The sequence below is a fragment of the Sphingomonas sp. GW822-FHT03G08 genome, from assembly GCF_058801135.1.
The window spans coordinates 3,676,508-3,694,341 of record NZ_JBXAMZ010000001.1 but is presented as its reverse complement, the minus strand read 5'-3'; the positions used below and the strand labels follow the sequence as shown (position 1 = coordinate 3,694,341).

21 protein-coding genes and 1 tRNA gene are annotated in these 17,834 nt (G+C 68.3%); 10 read left to right on the top strand and 12 right to left on the bottom strand.

What is annotated here, in order from left to right; all coding sequences use genetic code 11:
* Positions 1-214: 214 nt before the first annotated feature.
* Positions 215-997, top strand: coding sequence for an enoyl-CoA hydratase-related protein (locus AC1RJ5_RS17370; protein WP_269572866.1), 783 nt, complete (start codon positions 215-217; stop codon positions 995-997).
* A 187-nt stretch (positions 998-1,184) separates the two neighbouring features.
* On the opposite strand, the gene AC1RJ5_RS17365 is transcribed toward AC1RJ5_RS17370, so the two are convergent.
* From AC1RJ5_RS17365 to AC1RJ5_RS17355, 3 genes are read right to left on the bottom strand one after another with little or no spacing between them, the layout of a single operon-like run.
* Positions 1,185-2,714, bottom strand: coding sequence for a DHA2 family efflux MFS transporter permease subunit (locus AC1RJ5_RS17365; RefSeq protein ID WP_269572867.1), 1,530 nt, complete (start codon positions 2,712-2,714; stop codon positions 1,185-1,187).
* Between the two features lie 11 nt (positions 2,715-2,725).
* Positions 2,726-3,889, bottom strand: a complete 1,164-nt coding sequence (locus AC1RJ5_RS17360; RefSeq protein ID WP_493114588.1) for an HlyD family secretion protein — start codon at positions 3,887-3,889, stop codon at positions 2,726-2,728.
* Positions 3,882-5,348 carry an efflux transporter outer membrane subunit gene (locus AC1RJ5_RS17355; protein ID WP_493114586.1) on the bottom strand — a complete coding sequence of 489 codons (1,467 nt, stop codon included), beginning with the start codon at positions 5,346-5,348 and terminating at the stop codon, positions 3,882-3,884. The genes AC1RJ5_RS17360 and AC1RJ5_RS17355 overlap by 8 nt, the downstream gene beginning before the upstream one ends.
* Positions 5,349-5,437: 89 nt before the next feature.
* Here AC1RJ5_RS17355 and AC1RJ5_RS17350 point away from each other — a divergent pair, with 89 nt between their 5' ends.
* Entirely contained in the window at positions 5,438-6,067 is a 630-nt protein-coding gene (locus tag AC1RJ5_RS17350; RefSeq protein WP_269572870.1) for a TetR/AcrR family transcriptional regulator, read from the top strand.
* 4 nt (positions 6,068-6,071) lie between these two features.
* Here AC1RJ5_RS17350 and AC1RJ5_RS17345 read toward each other — a convergent pair whose 3' ends face one another.
* Together AC1RJ5_RS17345 and AC1RJ5_RS17340 are read right to left on the bottom strand one after the other, a co-directional pair.
* A complete protein-coding gene (locus AC1RJ5_RS17345; RefSeq protein WP_269572871.1) occupies positions 6,072-6,302 on the bottom strand; it encodes a hypothetical protein in 231 nt (76 codons plus the stop codon).
* Between the two features lie 3 nt (positions 6,303-6,305).
* Positions 6,306-7,373, bottom strand: a complete 1,068-nt coding sequence (locus AC1RJ5_RS17340) for a Glu/Leu/Phe/Val family dehydrogenase (protein WP_493114584.1) — start codon at positions 7,371-7,373, stop codon at positions 6,306-6,308.
* Positions 7,374-7,497: 124 nt separating this feature from the next.
* On the opposite strand from AC1RJ5_RS17340, the gene AC1RJ5_RS17335 reads away from it, so the two are divergent.
* From AC1RJ5_RS17335 to hemW, 3 genes are all read left to right on the top strand, one after another.
* Positions 7,498-7,965 carry an Lrp/AsnC family transcriptional regulator gene (locus tag AC1RJ5_RS17335; protein ID WP_342251460.1) on the top strand — a complete coding sequence of 156 codons (468 nt, stop codon included), beginning with the start codon at positions 7,498-7,500 and terminating at the stop codon, positions 7,963-7,965.
* Between the two features lie 175 nt (positions 7,966-8,140).
* Positions 8,141-8,214: transfer RNA gene (locus AC1RJ5_RS17330), tRNA-Gly, on the top strand.
* A 14-nt stretch (positions 8,215-8,228) separates the two neighbouring features.
* Positions 8,229-9,362, top strand: coding sequence for a radical SAM family heme chaperone HemW (hemW, locus tag AC1RJ5_RS17325; RefSeq protein ID WP_342251447.1), 1,134 nt, complete (start codon positions 8,229-8,231; stop codon positions 9,360-9,362).
* A 166-nt stretch (positions 9,363-9,528) separates the two neighbouring features.
* Here hemW and AC1RJ5_RS17320 read toward each other — a convergent pair whose 3' ends face one another.
* The gene (locus AC1RJ5_RS17320; RefSeq protein ID WP_269572874.1) at positions 9,529-10,725 is read right to left on the bottom strand and encodes a penicillin-binding protein activator; all 1,197 of its coding nucleotides are present in this window, start codon (positions 10,723-10,725) and stop codon (positions 9,529-9,531) included.
* Between the two features lie 12 nt (positions 10,726-10,737).
* Between AC1RJ5_RS17320 and rsmI the strand changes: the two genes are divergently transcribed.
* Positions 10,738-11,571, top strand: coding sequence for a 16S rRNA (cytidine(1402)-2'-O)-methyltransferase (gene rsmI / locus AC1RJ5_RS17315; protein ID WP_269572875.1), 834 nt, complete (start codon positions 10,738-10,740; stop codon positions 11,569-11,571).
* A gap of 58 nt (positions 11,572-11,629) precedes the next feature.
* On the opposite strand, the gene AC1RJ5_RS17310 is transcribed toward rsmI, so the two are convergent.
* Positions 11,630-11,809: a hypothetical protein gene (locus AC1RJ5_RS17310; protein ID WP_184164748.1), complete on the bottom strand. Its 180-nt coding sequence runs from the start codon at positions 11,807-11,809 to the stop codon at positions 11,630-11,632.
* 89 nt (positions 11,810-11,898) lie between these two features.
* On the opposite strand from AC1RJ5_RS17310, the gene AC1RJ5_RS17305 reads away from it, so the two are divergent.
* The 3 genes from AC1RJ5_RS17305 to AC1RJ5_RS17295 are packed head-to-tail and all read left to right on the top strand — an operon-like array spanning position 11,899 to position 13,858.
* A complete protein-coding gene (locus tag AC1RJ5_RS17305) occupies positions 11,899-12,267 on the top strand; it encodes a YraN family protein (protein ID WP_342251448.1) in 369 nt (122 codons plus the stop codon).
* 45 nt (positions 12,268-12,312) lie between these two features.
* Positions 12,313-13,269 carry a glutathione synthase gene (gene gshB / locus AC1RJ5_RS17300; protein WP_269572877.1) on the top strand — a complete coding sequence of 319 codons (957 nt, stop codon included), beginning with the start codon at positions 12,313-12,315 and terminating at the stop codon, positions 13,267-13,269.
* Between the two features lie 4 nt (positions 13,270-13,273).
* Positions 13,274-13,858 (top strand): DedA family protein, encoded by a 585-nt coding sequence (locus tag AC1RJ5_RS17295; protein WP_269572878.1) that lies wholly within the window; start codon positions 13,274-13,276, stop codon positions 13,856-13,858.
* Here the strand turns inward: AC1RJ5_RS17295 and AC1RJ5_RS17290 are convergent.
* The 4 genes from AC1RJ5_RS17290 to AC1RJ5_RS17275 all read right to left on the bottom strand — a co-directional run bounded on the left by AC1RJ5_RS17290 (position 13,836) and on the right by AC1RJ5_RS17275 (position 16,479).
* Positions 13,836-14,315: a GAF domain-containing protein gene (locus AC1RJ5_RS17290; protein WP_269572879.1), complete on the bottom strand. Its 480-nt coding sequence runs from the start codon at positions 14,313-14,315 to the stop codon at positions 13,836-13,838. The two genes, AC1RJ5_RS17295 and AC1RJ5_RS17290, sit on opposite strands and share 23 nt — an antisense overlap.
* Before the next feature lie 44 nt (positions 14,316-14,359).
* Positions 14,360-15,268 (bottom strand): tyrosine recombinase XerC, encoded by a 909-nt coding sequence (locus AC1RJ5_RS17285; protein ID WP_493114579.1) that lies wholly within the window; start codon positions 15,266-15,268, stop codon positions 14,360-14,362.
* Between the two features lie 146 nt (positions 15,269-15,414).
* Positions 15,415-16,071, bottom strand: coding sequence for a fructose-6-phosphate aldolase (gene fsa, locus AC1RJ5_RS17280; protein WP_116840059.1), 657 nt, complete (start codon positions 16,069-16,071; stop codon positions 15,415-15,417).
* Between the two features lie 12 nt (positions 16,072-16,083).
* Positions 16,084-16,479 carry a hypothetical protein gene (locus AC1RJ5_RS17275; RefSeq protein WP_493114576.1) on the bottom strand — a complete coding sequence of 132 codons (396 nt, stop codon included), beginning with the start codon at positions 16,477-16,479 and terminating at the stop codon, positions 16,084-16,086.
* Between the two features lie 102 nt (positions 16,480-16,581).
* Between AC1RJ5_RS17275 and AC1RJ5_RS17270 the strand changes: the two genes are divergently transcribed.
* Complete coding sequence (locus tag AC1RJ5_RS17270; protein ID WP_269572882.1) at positions 16,582-17,229, top strand: DUF2490 domain-containing protein; 648 nt, start codon at positions 16,582-16,584, stop codon at positions 17,227-17,229.
* Positions 17,230-17,299: 70 nt separating this feature from the next.
* Here the strand turns inward: AC1RJ5_RS17270 and AC1RJ5_RS17265 are convergent, their stop codons facing one another.
* Positions 17,300-17,764, bottom strand: coding sequence for a hypothetical protein (locus AC1RJ5_RS17265; RefSeq protein WP_493114574.1), 465 nt, complete (start codon positions 17,762-17,764; stop codon positions 17,300-17,302).
* Between the last annotated feature and the right edge of the window lie 70 nt (positions 17,765-17,834).

Below are 17,834 nucleotides of genomic sequence, written 5' to 3'. Positions count from 1 at the left end.
CCCTGTAATCGTCATCCCCGCGAAGGCGGGGATGACGATGGTATTTCGGAAGTGGCTTAGAACCACGGGCGATTCGGCGGCGAATCCCGGCCCCAAGCTTTCGCCGGGCAACAGGCCCACCAGCCAACCACCGATGCCCTAGCGGAAATTCGCCCGCGCTTTTCCGCCCCTCCCTTCCCCGCTATCGGTTGCGAAGAGAAACGGGAGTGGAAGCATGGCCTACGAGACGATCCTGACCGCGCGCGCCGGCGATGTGCTGGTGATCACGCTCAACCGGCCCGATCGCCTCAATGCCGCGCCGCCGGCGATGTTCGACGAGATCCGCGATGCGCTTGCCAACCTCGACGGCGCCCGTGCGGTGCTGCTCCAGGGCGCCGGCCGCGCCTTTTGCTCGGGTGCCGATGTGGCGAGCGGGGCACTGGCTTCGGCCGATCCCGGCAATGCCACCCATGCGGCGCTGACCGACCATTACAACCCGACGATCCTGGCGGTGACGCGTCTCGGCGTGCCGGTGGTGAGCGCGGTGCGCGGCGCGGCCGCCGGCATCGGCTGCAGCCTGGCGCTGGCCGCCGATTTCTGCGTGGCGAGCGACACCGGCTATTTCCTCCAGGCCTTCGTCAATATCGGTCTGGTCCCCGATGGCGGCGCCACCTGGCTGCTGCCCCGGCTGGTCGGCCGCGCCCGCGCCGCCGAGATGATGATGCTCGGCGAGAAGCTGCCGGCGGTGAAGGCACGCGAATGGGGACTGGTGCACAGCGTGGTCTCGGACGAGCAGCTGGAACATGAGGCGCTGGCGCTGGCCACCCGGCTGGCCGCGGGACCGACCCAGGCGCTGGGCATGATCCGCCGCGGGCTGGGCCAGGCGCTCGAGCTGACGCTGGAAGAGACGCTGGCGATGGAAGCCAATCACCAGCGCGCGGCGCGGGGGACGGCGGATTCGATGGAGGGCGGGCTGGCGTTCCTGCAGAAGCGGAAGGCGAATTTCACGGGGAAGTGAGGGCTCAGGCACTCCCCCTCTCTGCTCCCCTCCCTGAAAGGGAGGGGTCGGGGGTGGGTTGCGACCCCGGCGAAGGCCGGGGGCGCCCAACGAGACGGTATCGGAAAAAGAAAAGGCCGGGCATCGAGCCCGGCCTTTCCTAACCCACCCCTAACCCCTCCCTTGCAGGGAGGGGAATTAAGGGCCCCTAATGCGCCGCCCCCGGCCCCACCGCCCGCGTGGGACGCGGCGTCAGCCAGATGATCATCGCCGCCGCGACGAAGACGATCGCCGAGATCAGGAAGATGTGGCTGGTCGCCAGCGCAAAGGCTTCCTTGTCGACCAGCTGGGCGATCACGCTGCGCGCCTGATCGAGCGAGAAGCCCTGGGCGGCCAGCGCATCGACGGTGCCGTCGCTGTTGAGCTTCGAAGTGATCTCGCTGCGCGCGACCCGGGCGCTGTCGTCCCAGGCGGTGGTGGCGATCGAGGTGCCGATCGCACCCGCCATCGTGCGCAGGAAGCTCATCACGCCTGCCGCCGATGCCGTCTCCTCCGGCCGCACCGAACCCAGCGCGAGCGTGGTCAGCGGGATGAAGAAGAAGGGCATGCCGATGCCCTGGAGCATCTGCGGGAAGGCGAGGCTCCAAAAATCGGCCTGGCTGTTCCAGTGGACGCGGAGCAGCGAGGTGAAGCCGAGCCACAGGATGCCGAAGCAGACCAGTGCGCGCGGATCGGCCTTGGTGCTGAGCTTGGCGACGATCGGCGACATGATGACCGCCGCCACGCCGGTGAAGGCAGTGGCATAGCCGGCATAGGTCGCGGTGTAGCCCATGCTCGTCTGCAGCCATTGCGGGATGATCACCGCCGAGGCGAAGAAGGTCGCGAAGGCGAAGGACAAGGATGCCACCGCCACGGTGAAGCCGCGGTGCCGGAAGACGCGCAGATCGACGATCGGCTGGTCCTCCGTCCCTTCCCAGGCAAGGAACACCAGGAAGCCGATCAGCGCGGTGACGCCGAGCATCACGATGGTGGTGTCGTTGAACCAGTCATGTTCGCGGCCGAGATCGAGCATGATCTGCAGCGCGCCGATCCATAGCAGCATCAGCATCAGGCCGACGCGGTCGACGCGCAGCTTGCTCGTCGGGGTCTCGACCTTCGACAGCAGGCGCATCGCACCAAAGGCGCAGAGCGCGGCGACGGGGATGTTGATGAAGAAGATCCAGTGCCACGACCAGCTGTCCGAGATGGTGCCGCCGAGGATCGGGCCGAGGATCGGCGCGACGACGGTGGTCATCGCCCAGACGCCCATTGCCTGGGCGCGCTGCTGGGGCGGGAAGATGCGCATCAGCAGCGTCTGGCTGAGCGGCATCAGCGGGCCGCCGCACAGGCCCTGGCCGATACGGCATGCGACGAGCATGCCGAGCGTGGTCGACAGGCCGCACAGCACCGAGAAGACGCCGAAGCCGATCATGCCGAAGGTGAAGGTGCGCACCGTGCCGAAGCGGCCGGCGAGCCAGCCGGTGAGCGGCACGCAGACGGCCTCCGCCACCGCATAGGAAGTGATGATCCACGTCCCCTGGCTGCCCGAGATGCCCAGGCTGCCGGCGATGTGCGGCACGGAGACGTTGGCGATGGTGGTGTCGAGCACCACCATGAAGTTGGTGAGCGCGAGCACCACGCCCGCCAGGATCAGCGACACGCCCTTCAGCGGCGCCATTTCCTCGGCCTTGCCGTTCATGGCCTGGGTCCTCAGCTCTTCGAGACGTCGATCTCGGCGTCCATGGAAAGACCGACGCGCAGCGGGTGCTCGGCGAGCTCCTTCGGGTCGAGCTGGACGCGCACCGGCAGGCGCTGGACCACCTTGATCCAGTTGCCCGTGGCGTTCTGCGCCGGGATCAGCGCGAAAGACGAACCGGTGCCGCCCGACAGGCCGACGACCTTGCCGTGATATTCGACATTGCCGCCGTACAGGTCCGACTTGAGCGTGACCGGCTGGCCGACCTTGACGCGGGTCAGCTGGCCTTCCTTGAAGTTCGCATCGACATAGAGCTGGTTGATCGGAACGATCAGCATCAGCTGCGCGCCGGGGGCGACGCGCTGGCCGACCTGGACGGCGCGGCGCGTGACGACGCCATCGACCGGCGCGCGGATCACGGTGCGCGTCAGGTCGAGCCGGGCCTGATCGACCCTGGCCTGCGCCGCGAGCACTTCGGGTGCCGAATTGGCGGTGGTGCCGCTGATCAGCGCGTTGTTCGCGGCCAGCTCGCCCGTGGCGGCGCCGCGGGTCGAATTGGCCTGGGCTACCCCGGCGCGCGCCAGCTCCAGATTGGCCTTGGCCGAGGAGAAGGCGTTGGTCGCCGAGGTAAGCTCCTCACCCGACACCGCACCATTGGGGGCGAGGCGCTGGCGTCGGGCGAGGTCCACCCGCGCCTTCTCGTAATCCGCCTCGGCGGCGACGAGCTGGGCACGGGCTCGGGAAATATCGGCGCTGCGGGCCTGGACCTGCGCGGCGAGCGCCGCGCTGGTGGCCGAGGTCTGGCCGTACTGGCGGCGGGCCTTGGCGAGATCCGCCTCGGCCTGGGCGAGCGCGATCCGCGCGTCGCTGTCGTCGAGCTGGACGAGCACGTCGCCCTTCTTGACCACCTGGGTATCCGAGACGGCGACGCCGGCGACCTGGGCCGCGACCATCGGAGTCACGCTGGCGGTGTCGGCACCGACATAGGCGTTGTCGGTGCTGATGTAATGGCTGCCGACCAGCGCGTACCAGCCGCCATAGCCGACGCCCGCGACCAGCACCGCGCCGGCGATGCCGGTGAGCAGGCGCTTGCGCAGGCTCGGCTTGGCCGGAGCCTCCGGAGCCGCGGTTTCGGCGGCGGCGTTCGCGACATGGAGATTGGGTTCGGCGTCAGCCATGGGTCGAGTCCTTGGTGGCGGCGTTCGCTGCCGCGGTGTTGGTGGAAAAGCCGCCGCCCAGCACGCGGACCAGCTGGACGTCGAGCGTGAACGCCCGGGCCTGGAGGTCGGCGACGATCTGGCGGTTCTGCAGCACGGCCTGTTCGGCGGTCAGCACGTCGAGGAAGGTGGAGAGTCCGCCCTCGTAGCGCTGGCGGGCGATCGAATAGGCGGCTTCGGAGTCGCTGAGCGCCTGACGGCTCTCGGAAAGGCGGGTGACAAGTGCGTTCTTGCTGGTCACCGCGTCGGCGACTTCGCGATAGGCCGTGGTGACGGTCGAGTCATAGGTCGCGACCGCTTCGTCATAGCCGGCGCGGGCACCCTTGTACTGGCCGGCGAGTGCGCCACCGCGGAAGATCGGCAGGCTGACGGCGGGGCCGACCGAGCCATAGGTCGATCCGGACTTGAACAGATTGTCGAGGCCGAAGGACTGGAAGCCGATCAGCGCGCTCAGATTGATCGAAGGGTAGAAATCGGCGCGGGCAACCTTGATGCGGCTGGCGGCGGCCTCGACCCGGGCGCGGGCGGCGGCGATGTCGGGCCGGCGGCCGATCAGGTCGGTGGTAACGCCCGCCGGAAGCCCGTGGCTCTCGGCCGGGCCGGCGGGGAGCGTGATGGCCAGGCCGCGGTCCGGGCCCTTGCCGAGCAGGGCGGCGATGCGGTTGCGGGTGAGGCCGATCGCCTCGTCGGTCGCGGCGAGATCGGCGCGGGCGGCGGGAACGGCGGCATCGGCCTGCTTGAGCTCGGCGCGGGTATCGAGGCCGTTGGTGACGCGGTCGCCGACCAGCTTCTGGGTCTGGGTGCGCAGCTCGAGCGCCTTGGCCTGGACGTCGCGCTGCGCGGCGAGGCGGGCGAGATCGGCATAGGCGCCGGCGATGTTGGTCGACAGGACGAGGCGCGACTGCTCGAGCTCGATCCGCGCGGCCTCGGCGTCCGAGGTGGCGGCGGCGAGCGAGGCGCGGTTCTTGCCCCACAGGTCGAGATCGAAGCTGAGGTTGGCGGCGACCTGGCCGCTGTCGTTCCAGCCCTTGGGCACGAAGGCGGCGGGGATGCCGTTGTTGTAGCTCTGCTTGCCCTCGGTCGCGCCGGCCTGGACGCCGACCGACGGGAGCAGCGCGGCACCGGCCTGCTGGGCATAGCCCTGGGCCGAGCGGAGGCGCGCGGCGGCGGCGGCGAGATCTGGCGAATCGGCGAGCCCCTCGGCGATCAGGCCGCTGAGCTGCGGGTCGCCATAGGCGCTCCACCAGTCATTGGCCGGCCAGTTGGCGGCATCGCTCTTGAGCGACTGGTCCGCGGCATAGGCGGTCGCGGCGCGCACTTCGGGGCGGGCGCCGAGGTTCGGCACCGGCGCGCAGGCGGAAAGGAGTGCGGTCCCGGCAGTCGCGGTAAGCAGCAGCGGGCGGAGAAAGAATCGAGTCATGATTTAAATACCGTACTGTCTGGTACGGCGATGCAAATGGGTGCAGTGCAGCATCTTGTCAACCCAAAATCGTACCCTATAGTACGGTTATGACAAAAATTGTGGAGAAGGCGCCCGGCAAGCGTGAGGCACGCAAGGAGGAACGCCGCGAGGCGATCCTGGCGATCGCCAAGCGCGTATTCCTCGACCAGGGCTATTCAGGCGCGTCGATGTCGGCGATCTCGGCCGAGCTCGGCGGGTCCAAGGGCACGCTGTGGAGCTATTTCCCGTCCAAGGAAGAGCTGTTCGCCGCGGTGCTCGACGATGCGACCAAGGATTATCGCGCGCAGCTCGCCGATGTGCTCAAGCCGGGCGAGGACGTGAGCGCGGCGGTGCGCCAGTTCTGCAAGGGCTTCATCGCCAAGGTCTCCTCGCCCGACGGGCTGCGGCTGCACCGGCTGATCGCGTCGGAAGTCGCGCGCTTTCCCGAGATCGGCGACATCTTCTACCGCCGCGCGCCGCTGCCGACCCAGCAGATGCTCGCGGCGTTCTTCGAGCGGGTGATGGACGCAGGGCAGCTGCGCCGCGAGGATCCGCTGTTCGCGGCGCGGGTGCTCGCCTCGCTGTGCCTGGGCGTGCAGCAGCGGATGATCTGGGGCCAGGAACTCTCCGCGGCCGAGCGCGACCGCGAGGCCGGGCAGGTGGCCGACATCTTCCTGCGCGCCTTCGCGCCCGAATAAGCGACTAGAGCGGCACCCCGTCGAGCGCGACCGCCTCGACACCGATGCAGCGGAGCATCTTCTCCGCGACGATCATGCCCGGCGGGCCGTCCAGCTCGAGATCGAGCCGTACGGCCATGCCGTATTCGGTAACCCGCACTTCCATCTCGGGCGCGACCAGGTCGTGCTGTGCGGCCAGGCCGACCAGCCGGCACAGCAGGGCGGCGCTCGATTCGCCAACAATGTCGAGACGCATGGCTCAGGCGGCTTCGCGTACCGGCGCGAGCGGAGCGGCGGTGATCCGGGCACGAGCCAGCGCATCGGCCGCGCGGTGCGGCGCCAGCCCCTCGCGCCCGGCATGGGCGAGCACGGCGCCCAACCGCAGCCCGGTGGCATGGACGCGGCTCGCCACCTCATCGACGCTCCAGCCGAGATATTCGCCGGCGACGCTGATGATCCCGCCGGCATTCACCACATAATCGGGCGCATAGAGGATGCCGCGATCGGCGAGCCGGTCGCCATCCTCGGGCGTGGCCAGCACATTGTTCGCGGCGCCGCAGACGATCCGGGCACGCAGCCGGGCAACGGCATCCCCGTCGATCACCCCGCCCAGCGCGCAGGGGGCGAAGATCTGGCAGCGGGCATCGAGGATGCTGTCACGGCCCATGATCTCCGCGTCGTAGCGACAGGCGATCTCGGCGGCGACGCCAGGGCGCGGCTCCGCGACGACCAGCCGGGCGCCCGCTTCATGGAGCATGCCGCACAGCGCCGAGCCGACATGGCCGAGCCCCTGCACCGCGACGCGCAGCCCCTTGAGCTCGTTGCCGAGCTGGCGGCGCGCGGCTTCCTCCATCGCCAGGAACACCCCGCGCGCGGTCCATGGCGAGGGATCGCCGCCCGGGCGGCCATCGCGCGGCGGCAGGCCGGCGACATGGCGCGTCTCGCCGCGCACCGCTTCCATGTCCGCGACGCTGGTGCCGACATCCTCGGCCGTGACGTAATTGCCGTCGAGCCGCGCGACTGCCCGACCGAAGGCCGCGAACAGCCTGCGCCGGTCGAAGTCGCCCTGGGGCAGGTTGAGCACCGCCTTGCCGCCGCCGAGCGGCAGATCAGCCATGGCATTCTTGTAGGTCATCCCCTCGGCCAGCCGCATCGCATCGCCGACCAAGGCGGCATGATCGCCATAACGCCACAGGCGGCACCCGCCCGCCGCCGGGCCGCGCCGGCTCGAATGGAGGACGATGACCCCGTCCAGCCCGCTCTCCTCGTCGCGCAGCACATGCACGCTCTCGGGCGGGGTGGCGGTTACTTGCGGCGCGTCGACCATGAAAGGGCTCCTGAAATCCTGAGATGACTCTTCCATGGATTTGCGGGAGAATGTGGCCTTCTTCGCATAGTCCAAGGCCATATGGGCAATATCTCACCCCATATCGGTTGAATGGAGAACAGATTTGCCCGCCAACCTCGACCCGTTCGAACGCAAGATCCTGCAGGTGCTCCAGGAAGACGCCTCGATGCCGACCGCCAAGCTGGGCGAAATGGTCGGGCTGTCGAGCTCGCCCTGCTGGCGCCGGGTGGACCGGATGGAGAAGGAAGGGATCATCACCAGGCGCGTGGCGCTGGTCGACCGGCAGAAGGTTGGGCTCAACGCCCACATCTTCGCGCAGATCAAGCTCAACGCGCATGGCCGAGCCAATCTTGACGAGTTCGCCGCGGCGATCCGCTCCTTCCCCGAAGTGCTCGAAGCCTATGTGCTGATGGGCGTGTTCGACTTCATGCTGCGCATCGTCGCCGCCGACATCGAGGCCTATGAGCGCTTCTTCTTCACCAAGCTTTCCAAGCTTCCGGGGGTGCAGGAAATCAATTCCACGGTGGCGCTGTCCCAGGTGAAGGCGACGACGGCGCTGCCGATTCCGTGATTCGAGATGCCCTCCCCGCTTATCTGCTCCCCGGCGAAAGCCGGGGCCCAGGGTCACGAGCGATTCGGCAGAGAAACCCTGGGCCCCGGCTTTCGCCGGGGAAGCGAAGAAGGTTTGGATCCGACCCAGCCCTGTTGACCGCGCCCCTAAGCTTGTGGCAGGCGGCGCATGGCTCGCGGGTATAGCACAATGGTAGTGCAGCAGCCTTCCAAGCTGAATACACGGGTTCGATTCCCGTTACCCGCTCCAAGCCTCTCAAGCGCATGACCACCGACACCGCTCCCCCGCTCGCACTGTACGTGCACTGGCCGTTCTGCGTGTCGAAATGCCCCTATTGCGACTTCAACAGCCATGTCCGCGAGAGCGTCGACCAGACGCTGTGGCGCAGCGCGATGCTTGCCGACCTGGCGCATGAGGCCGAGGCGCTGCCGGGACGGCGGCTGGGCTCGATCTTCTTCGGCGGCGGCACCCCGTCGCTGATGCCGCCCGAGACGGTCGCCGCGGTGATCGAGGCGGCGGAACGGCATTGGGGCTTCGAGCCGGGCATCGAGATCACGCTGGAAGCCAATCCGTCTTCGGTGGAAGCCGCGCGCTTCGCCGACATCGCCTCGGCCGGGGTTAACCGGGTGTCGCTGGGGCTGCAGGCGCTCGACGATGCGGACCTGCGCTTCCTCGGGCGGGCGCATGGCGTGGACGAGGGGCTGGCGGCGCTGGAGACCGCGCAGCAGGCGTTCGCGCGCGTGAGCTTCGACCTGATCTATGCCCGGCCCGGCCAGACGCTCGCCGGCTGGGAAGCCGAGCTGCGCCGGGCGCTGGCATATGGCACCGAGCATCTCTCGCTCTACCAGCTGACCATCGAGCCGGGCACGCGCTTCGCCACGCTGTTCGAGAAAGGCGAGCTTGCCGCCTATGATCCGGACGAGGCCGCCGACCTGTTCGACGCGACGCGCGCGATCACCGCCGCCGCCGGGCTGCCGGCCTATGAGATATCCAACCATGCCCGGCCGGGTGCGGAGAGCCGGCACAACCTGACCTATTGGCGCTATGGCGACTATGCCGGCGTCGGCCCCGGCGCGCATGGCCGGCGGAACGGTGTCGCGACGCTGCGGCGCAAGAAGCCCGAGAACTGGCTCGCGGCCATCGAGCGCAACGGGCATGGCATCGAGCGCGAGGACCCGCTTGATCCGCAGGATCGCGGGGTGGAGGCGCTGCTGATGGGGCTGCGGCTGGCCGAAGGCGTGGACCTGTCGCGCATCCCGGACGCGCCGCTGGATGCGAAGGCGCTGGCGGGGATGGAAGCGCAGGGGCTGGTCCGGCGGGAAGGCACGCGGCTGGTAGTGACCGATGCCGGGATGCCGGTGCTCGAGGCGATTCTTCGCGAGCTGGTGGTTACGTAGGAACGCCTGACCCTGCACCCAAGCTGTTCCCCGGCGAAGGCCGGGGTCCAGCATCGGCACGGTTGGTCAGGCGGTCGAACCCCTCGAACGACATTGCAACTGGGCCCCGGCCTGCGCCGGGGAACCCAAGGATATTCCTATCCCGCAAGGGAGGGGATTGGGACGTCTAGTTCCCGAATCCCGTCGGTGCCGGCGAGATCGTCACCGTCGTCCCCGCCTTCACTTCCTGGACCTCGAGCGCGCGCTCGGCGATGCCGTCGCGGCCGAAGCGGAAGGCACCGTCGAGGCCGCCAAAGCCGTCGGGTGCGACCAGGCGGCGTTCGGGGAAGATGTCTCCCGGGCGCCATTCGCGGGCGATGCGCACGGTGAGCAGCACCGCGTCATAGCCGAGCGTCGAGAGCCGGTACGGCGCTGCGCCGAAGCGGGTGCGGTATTTGGTGGCATAGGTGCGGTAGTAATTGTCGGGCACGCTGGCGAACCAGGCGCCGTTGAGCACCGCATTCGTGCCGATCGCCGAATCGGTGTTCCACAGCTCGGTGCCGAGGATGCGCGCGGTCTTGCCGCCCGCCGACTTGCGGATCAGCGGCGCCGCCGTCACCCCGCTCGCGCCCGAGCCGGCGATCAGGATCGCCTGATAGGGCGAGCGCGACAGCTTGGTGATCGCGGTCGTCATCGAGCCGGGGCGACCGTCATAGGTCTCCATCGCCAGCACCTTGCCGCCCTGGTCCTCCACGGCGCGCAGGAAGTTGGTCGCGGCGCGCTCGCCATAGACGCCCGAAGTCATCAGGCCGACGAAATTGGTGATCCCCTGCCCCTTGGCGTAATCGACCACGCGCTCGATCGACTGCGCCGGCGAATAGCCGAGCAGATAGGTGCCGCCGCCGGCGACCGACGTATCGTTCGAGAAGCTGAGCACCGGCACGCGCGCGGCGCGGGCAATCGGAGCGACTTCACGCGCTTCCTCGGCGAGCAGCGGACCGAGGATCAGCTTGTTGCCATCGGCGATCGCCTGGCGCGCGGCATTGGCGGCACCGCCGGCGGTGTCGTAGGTGGTGATGCGCAGCACGTCCGACCTGGTGTCGAGGATGGCGAGCTGCGTCGCATTGGCCAGCGACTTGCCGACGCCGGCGTTGGGGCCGGTCATCGGCACCAGCAGCGCGACGCGGTGGCGCTCGACGTCCTGGGGCAGGCCCGGCGAGATCGGCCGAGTCGAGGGACGCTCGCGCGGCGCCTCGGTCGTGGGCGCGGGGCGGGTTTCGGGGATTACACGAGGTCCGCTGGCGCAGGCCGCGAGGAGCGCAGCGAGCCCCAAAGCGGCCCAGCGGAGGATGCCCCGTTGCGGTGTTAGGGTCGCGTCTGCCATTTACTCTCCCCGATGAACGCTCTTCTTACGCCCGGCCTCTATATCGTCGCCACGCCGATCGGCAATCTCGGCGACCTCTCCCCGCGCGCTTCGGAAATACTCCTGAACGCCGATCTGGTTGCCGTTGAGGACAGCCGTGTGACAGCGGGACTGTTTCGGCACCTTGGCCAGAAGGGGAAAATGCTCCCCTATCATGACCATAATGCCGATGCGGTGCGCCCCGGGCTGGTGGCGCGGATGGCGACCGAGGCGATCGCCTTGGTCTCCGACGCGGGCACGCCGCTGATCTCCGATCCCGGCTTCAAGCTGGTGCGCGACGCGCGCGAGGCGGGCCACACGGTAACGACGATTCCCGGGCCCTGCGCGGCGATCGCGGCGCTGACCCTGGCGGGGCTGCCGACCGATCGCTTCCTGTTCCTGGGGTTCCTGCCCTCGAAGCAGCAGGCGCGCGCCGAATCGATCGCCGAGATCGCGGGGGTGCGTGCCACCCTGGTGCTCTACGAATCGGGGCCGCGGCTCTCCGCCTGCCTGGCCGCGCTGGCCGAGGGCCTGGGCGACCGCGAAGCGGCGGTGGCGCGCGAGATCACCAAGAAGTTCGAGGAATGCGTGACCGGCTCGCTCACCCAGCTGGCCGAGCGCTATGCCGAGGCACCGCCCAAGGGCGAGATCGTGGTGGTGGTCGCCCCGCCGGGCGCCCCTGCCCCGGCTACGGCCGATGACGCTGACGCCGCGCTGGCCGAGGCGCTGACCCGGCTGCCGGCGAGCAAGGCGGCGGGCGAAGTCGCGAAGAAGCTGGGGCTCGATCGCAAGGCGCTCTACGCGCGGGCGATGGAGATGAAGGGATAGCGAATCGACTCCCCGGCACTGGCCGGGGAAGCGGTCAGGGCGCGCGAGCGCGAAGCCCTCAGGCGAATTCCTGCTCGAGCATGCGCAGTTCGTCCGCGCCGGTAAGCTCGGCAAGGCGCCTGAGATAGGTCTCGGCAAGCTGGCGACGGCGAAGGGCCGCGGCCTCGGTCATCGCCCGCTTGGCGGCGGCGAGTTCCTGAGCGGCGCGACGCCGATAATAGCGTTCGTTCGATTCCATCAGATGCGACCCCCCGGAAGCACCGATAAACCCGGTTCGGTGCGACTCGGTCTGGCTATGGTAACCAAAGTTATCCACAGCTGCGAGTCGTGAGGGGCCGCAGGACAACGGATCGCCGCGCTGCGGAAACGCGTGGCCGCGAAGGCGAGCGCCGGGCGGCCTGGTGGCTATGGCTCAAGGGCTGGAAAATCCTCGATTCGCGGGTCCGCACCCCGGCCGGCGAAGTCGACCTGATTGTGCGGCGCGGCAACCTTGTCGCCTTTGTCGAGGTCAAGACCCGCGCCACCGCCGCCGACCTGGATTTCGCGATCGACGAGCGCCGGCTCGCCAGGGTCGCGGCCGCGGCCGAGTATCTGATGCCCCGCTATGCCGGTCCGGGGGACGACATCCGGGTCGACGTAATCCTCATTGCTCCGCGCACCCTGCCTCGCCATATCGAAAACGCCTGGATGGGGTGACTTATCCAGATAAGTCACCTAAAGCGTTTTCACCAAGGAGGCCCAATGTCGCTCAACGTCGCCGTGCAGATGGACCCGCTCGACGCGATCAACATCGCCGGAGATTCGACGTTCGCGCTGATGCTCTCGGCGCAGGCGCGCGGGCACAAGCTGTTCCACTATGCCGCCGAGGACCTGAACTATTCGGCCGGGCGCGTCTGGGCGAAGGCGCATCCGGTGACGGTGCAGCGGGTGGCGGGCAATCATTTCGAGTTCGGCGAGCCGGTGCAGCTCGACCTGGGCGAGGAAGCCGATGTGGTGCTGATGCGCCAGGATCCGCCCTTCGACCTGGGCTATATCACCGCGACGCATCTGCTCGAGCGGATCTCGGACAAGACGCTGGTGGTCAATGACCCGGCCAGTGTGCGCAACGCGCCGGAGAAGATCTTCGTCCTCGACTATCCGCAGTTCATGCCGCCGACGCTGGTGACGCGCAGCCTGGAGGAAGCGCGCGCCTTTCTCGCGGTGCATGGCGAGATCGTCATCAAGCCGCTGCACGGCAATGGCGGCAAGGCGATCTTCAAGGTGGGCAGCGACGGCGCCAACCTCTCCTCGCTGATCGAAGTGTTCAACACCGCCTATCGCGAGCCGCACATGGTGCAGGCGTTCCTTCCCTCGGTGGCGGCGGGCGACAAGCGCATCGTGCTGGTCGACGGCGACGTGGCCGGCGCGATCAACCGCATCCCCGGCGAGGGCGAGATCCGCTCGAACCTGGCGGTGGGCGGAAGTGCCGCGAAGACCGAACTGACGGCGCGCGAGGAAGAGATCTGCGCGGTGCTAGGGCCGGAGCTGAAGAAGCGCGGCCTGTTGTTCGTGGGCATCGACGTGATCGGCGGCGAGTGGCTGACCGAGATCAACGTCACCTCCCCCACCGGCATCGTCGCGATCGACAAGTTCAACGGCAGCGATACCGGCGCGGTGATCTGGCAGGCGATCGAACGCCGCGTGGCGGAGCGCCGCTGACGCGATGATCGACTGGCTCGATTGGGGGTATCTGGGCGTTTTCCTGCTGATGGTGCTGGAAAACGTCATTCCCCCCGTCCCTTCCGAACTGATCATGAGCGTTGCCGGCATCGCCGCCGGCCAGGGCAAGATGGACTTCGCGCTGCTGGTGCTCACCGGCACGGCGGGCTGCGCCATCGGCAACCTGTTCTGGTGGGAGATCGGGCGGCGCTTCGGCTACAAGCGGCTCGAGCCGCTGGTGCGCCGCTGGGGCCGCTGGCTGACGCTGGAATGGGAAGACATCGAGAAGCTGCGCCACTTCTTCGATCGCTGGGGCGGGATCACCGTGCTGGTGTTCCGCTTCATGCCGATCGGGCGCACGGTGATCTCCATCCCGGCCGGGCTGATGCACATGCCGCTCGGCCGCTTCCTGGTCTACACGACGATCGGCAGCGCGATCTGGAACACGATCCTGGTCGGCGTGGGCTATTGGCTGGGCACCAATTTCGAGACGGTCGACCATTGGATCGCCCCGGTCTCGATCGCGGCGATCGCGGCGGTGGCGGTGCTCTATCTGTGGCGGGTGTTCACCTGGAAGCCGCGAGGCTGAGCCGATCGAGCTCCGCGGCGATCAGCGCGGCATAGATTTCCATCTGCGGGACCAGCGCGGCGAGGCCGCTGCGCGAGGCCGGATCGATGGCGCAGAGCGTACCGAAGAAACTGCCGTCGGCGCGCACGATCGGCCAGGAGATATAGCTTTTCAGGCCATAGAGCGCCGGCGTGTGATGCGTGCGCCAGGCGGGGTCGGCATCGACATCGTTGATGAAGACACCCTGGCCGCTGTCGCGGATCTCATCGCAGATCGTCGTCTTGACCACCAGCTCGTCGCCGGGATTGAGGCCGAATTCGATCTTGTCGAGCACCTGGCAGGCAATCCAGCGGTCCGACGTCACCCGCGCCACCGCTGCGAAGCCCATGCCCGTGCACTCGCACAGCTCGGCGAGGATCGCCTCGACTTCGGGGATGCGCTGGATATCGGCGATATCGGCGAGATAGGGATCGGTCATTACGCCATCGTAGCAGGTTACGGCGCGGCTGTACCTGATGGAGATCAGGCGCGGGGGTGCGCGTTTCGGTACACATCCAGCAGGTGCGCGGCATCGACCGCGGTGTAGATCTGCGTCGAGCTCAGGCTGGCATGGCCGAGCAGCTCCTGCAGCGCGCGCAGATCGGCGCCGCGGCCGAGCAGGTGCGTCGCGAAGCTGTGGCGCAGCGCATGCGGCGTGGTGCGGTCCGACAGGCCGAGCGCGGTGCGGGCCGCCCGGACCGACTTGCGGATCACCCCCGGCGGCATCGGCCCGCCCTTGGCCCCGCGGAACAGCGGCGCGTCGCGCGATACGCCATAGGGGCATTGCCTCGCATACACCTCGATCGCGTCGCGGACCTGGGGGAGCAGCGGCACGATCCGCGTCTTGTCGCGCTTGCCAGTGACCGCCATCGTCGCGCCGAGCGGGAGGACCGCGCCGGTGAGGCCCACGGCCTCACCGATGCGCAGGCCGGCGCCGTAGAGGAGCAGCAGCACCGCCCAGTCGCGCGCGGCAAGCCAGGGTTCGCGCGCTTCCTCGGATACGGTTTCGGCCAGTGCGACCGCTTCGTGCGGGGCGATCGGGCGAGGAACGCCCTTCTTGACGCGCGGCCCCTTGAGGCGCGGCAGCTCGGCATCCTCTCCGACAGCGAATTTGAGGAAGCCACGCACGGCGGAAAGCTCGCGCGCGGCGGACGCATTGGTGAGCCCGTCCTCGCGGCGATGCGCGAGATAGGCGCGCAGATCGGCGGCGCTCGCCTTGCCGAGCGCTTCGCGGGTGACCGGGCCACCCCAATGCTTCTGGAGAAAGGCGACCAGCCGCTCGGCCGTGGCGCCGTAAGCCCGCACCGTATGCGCCGAGCGCCGCCGGTCGCGGGCGAGATGCTGCGCGTAGAGGAGCGGGAGGGCGGGTTCGGTCACGGGGGGAGCATACATCTCCCTCTCCCCTTGTGGGAGAGGGAGGGAGCCGACGCAGTCGGCGGAAGGGTGAGGGGGAGTGAGACTCAAGCCCCCTCATCCTTCCCACTCGCTGCGCGAGCGGGCCCCTTCCTTCTCCCACAAGGGGAGAAGGAGTTAGAAGGTCAGCCGATCTTCTGGCCGGTCTTGGCCCAGTCGGCCATGAACGACGCGATGCCGGCGTCGGTCAGCGGGTGCTTGACCAGCTGGCGGATCACCGCCGGCGGTGCGGTCATCACGTCGGCGCCGATCTTGGCGGCCTCGAGCACATGGATCGGGTTGCGTACCGACGCGACCAGGATCTCGGTGTCGAAGGCGTAATTGTCGTAAATGGTGCGGATGTCGGCGATCAGGTCCATGCCCGGATAGCCGATATCGTCATGCCGGCCGACGAAGGGCGAGATGAAGGTTGCGCCGGCCTTGGCCGCGAGCAGCGCCTGGTTGGCCGAGAAGCAGAGCGTGACGTTGACCATCGTGCCGTCGCTGGTGAGCGCCTTGCACGCCTTGAGGCCGTCGATGGTCAGCGGCACCTTGACCGCGACATTGTCGGCGACCTTACGGACGATCTCCGCCTCGCGCATCATGCCCTCGAAATCCAGCGCGACGACTTCCGCCGAGACCGGCATGCCCGGCACGATCTCGCAGATCTCCTTGACGACTTCGAGGAAGTCGCGGCCGGCCTTGTGGATCAGCGAGGGATTGGTGGTGACGCCGTCGAGCAGGCCCGTATCGGCCAGGTCGCGGATGTCTGCGGTATCGGCAGTGTCGGCGAAGAACTTCATGAGCAATCCTTGTCAGTCGTGCGTGAGCATGAGCTTTGCGCGACCGCCCTTAAGCCGATTCACCGTGACGCGATAGGTGCCCGGACGCATCCGGTAGGTGAGGATCTTGTGGATCGTCGAGCAGAGCGGGCCCCGGCGCTCCGACGTCATGCGCAACGGCCGCCTGCCAGTCGCCGGGAAGGCATCGATCCAGCCTTCGCGATCGATCGCGATACCGACCAGCCCCGCCTTGCGGATGGTGATGCGCGTCTCCAGCCTGCCGTTCCGCACGGGAAGCGTCACCGCATGCCGCGTGTCGAGCCCCTTGCCGTCGCGGGTCCAGCCTGCGAGCGGACGCGGAAGCCGGGTATCGAGCGCAGTACAGCGGCCCTGGATCGCCGCGGCCAGGGCGAGTGCCGTGAGAATCATTGTCATCCCCCTTGCTGATCGGCGGAATGTTCCATGAATGTTCCACCGCCAGCAACAAAAGCTTGCACCGAAATGAAGACGATGCGTTTAGGCGCGATGCGCTTGCTTCTTGCCTTACTCCCGTTGTTCGCCGCCACGCCCGTGCTCGCGCAGCGGACCGACGACCAGCTGTGGCTGCAGGCAAGCGGGATCGTGCGGGTGGGCGAGCATGAGGAAGCGACGGTCGAGAGCATCGTCCGCTTCGGCGATCGCGCCAAAGGGCTGGCACACACCGAGATCGGCGGCCTGTTCGCCTGGAAGATCGGCAAGGTCGAGCTCGGAATCGGCTATCGCCATGTCGAGGATTTCAACGACGGCCGGGTGCTGCCGAACGAGGAACGCACCCGCCAGCACATCATCATCCCGCTCGGCGCCGGCTTCGCCACCCGCATCCGCGTGGAACAGCGTTTCAACAGTTCCGGACCCGGCATCGGCCACCGCGTGCGCGGGCAATTGCGCTTCAACACGCCGCTGACCCGCGGCGGGCTGGGCCTGTTCGCGACGCAGGAGACCTATCTCAACTTCAACGACACGCGCTGGGGCCAGCGCCGCGGGATCGAGCGCGTGCGCCACACCATCGGCATCGGCGTGCCGATCGGTCGCCAGCTGCGGCTGGAGACGGGCTATCTCAACCAGTATCGCTTCGGCCGCAACGGCGCGCGCGACCAGATGGACCACGCCATCACCTTCGGGATGACGCTGCGGCCCTAGTCGCCCTGCCCCCAAATTGTTCCCCGGCGAAAGCCGGAACCCAGGGTAACAGGGCGGGACGGCAAGACTTCTACTCGCCCGCGACCAGCATCGCCTTCACCTTGGCGCCCGACAGGCCGGAGACGTAGAGCCGGTAGAGGCCCGGCTTGAGATCGAATCGGACGATCTTGCGGATCGTCGAGCATTCGGGGCCATGGCCATGCTTCACCGAAGTGAGCGCCGCGCCGCCCTCGGTGCCCGGCAGCACGTCGATCCAGCCGCCCTGGTCGAGCGCGACGCCATAGACGCCGGCGGTCTCGACCTTGAACCCGATCATCGCCGCCTTGCCCGGCTTGGTGCCGGCCGGCAGCCCCTTGAGCGCCGCCGCGTCGATCGTGTCGAGCTCGACGGCCTTGCCGGGGGCGAATTCGTCGCCCGGTTTCACCCAGCCGAGCAGCGCGGTGGGCAGGCTGGCATCGGTCGCCTTGCACGCCGTGGTCTGGGCGGCAGGCGCGGGCGCGGTCTGGAGCAGCAGCAGGACAGCGGCGAGCAACATCGGAAATCCTTCCAACCAAATTTGTCCGTCATTCCCGCGAAGGCGGGAATCCAGGATCACGAACCCTGTC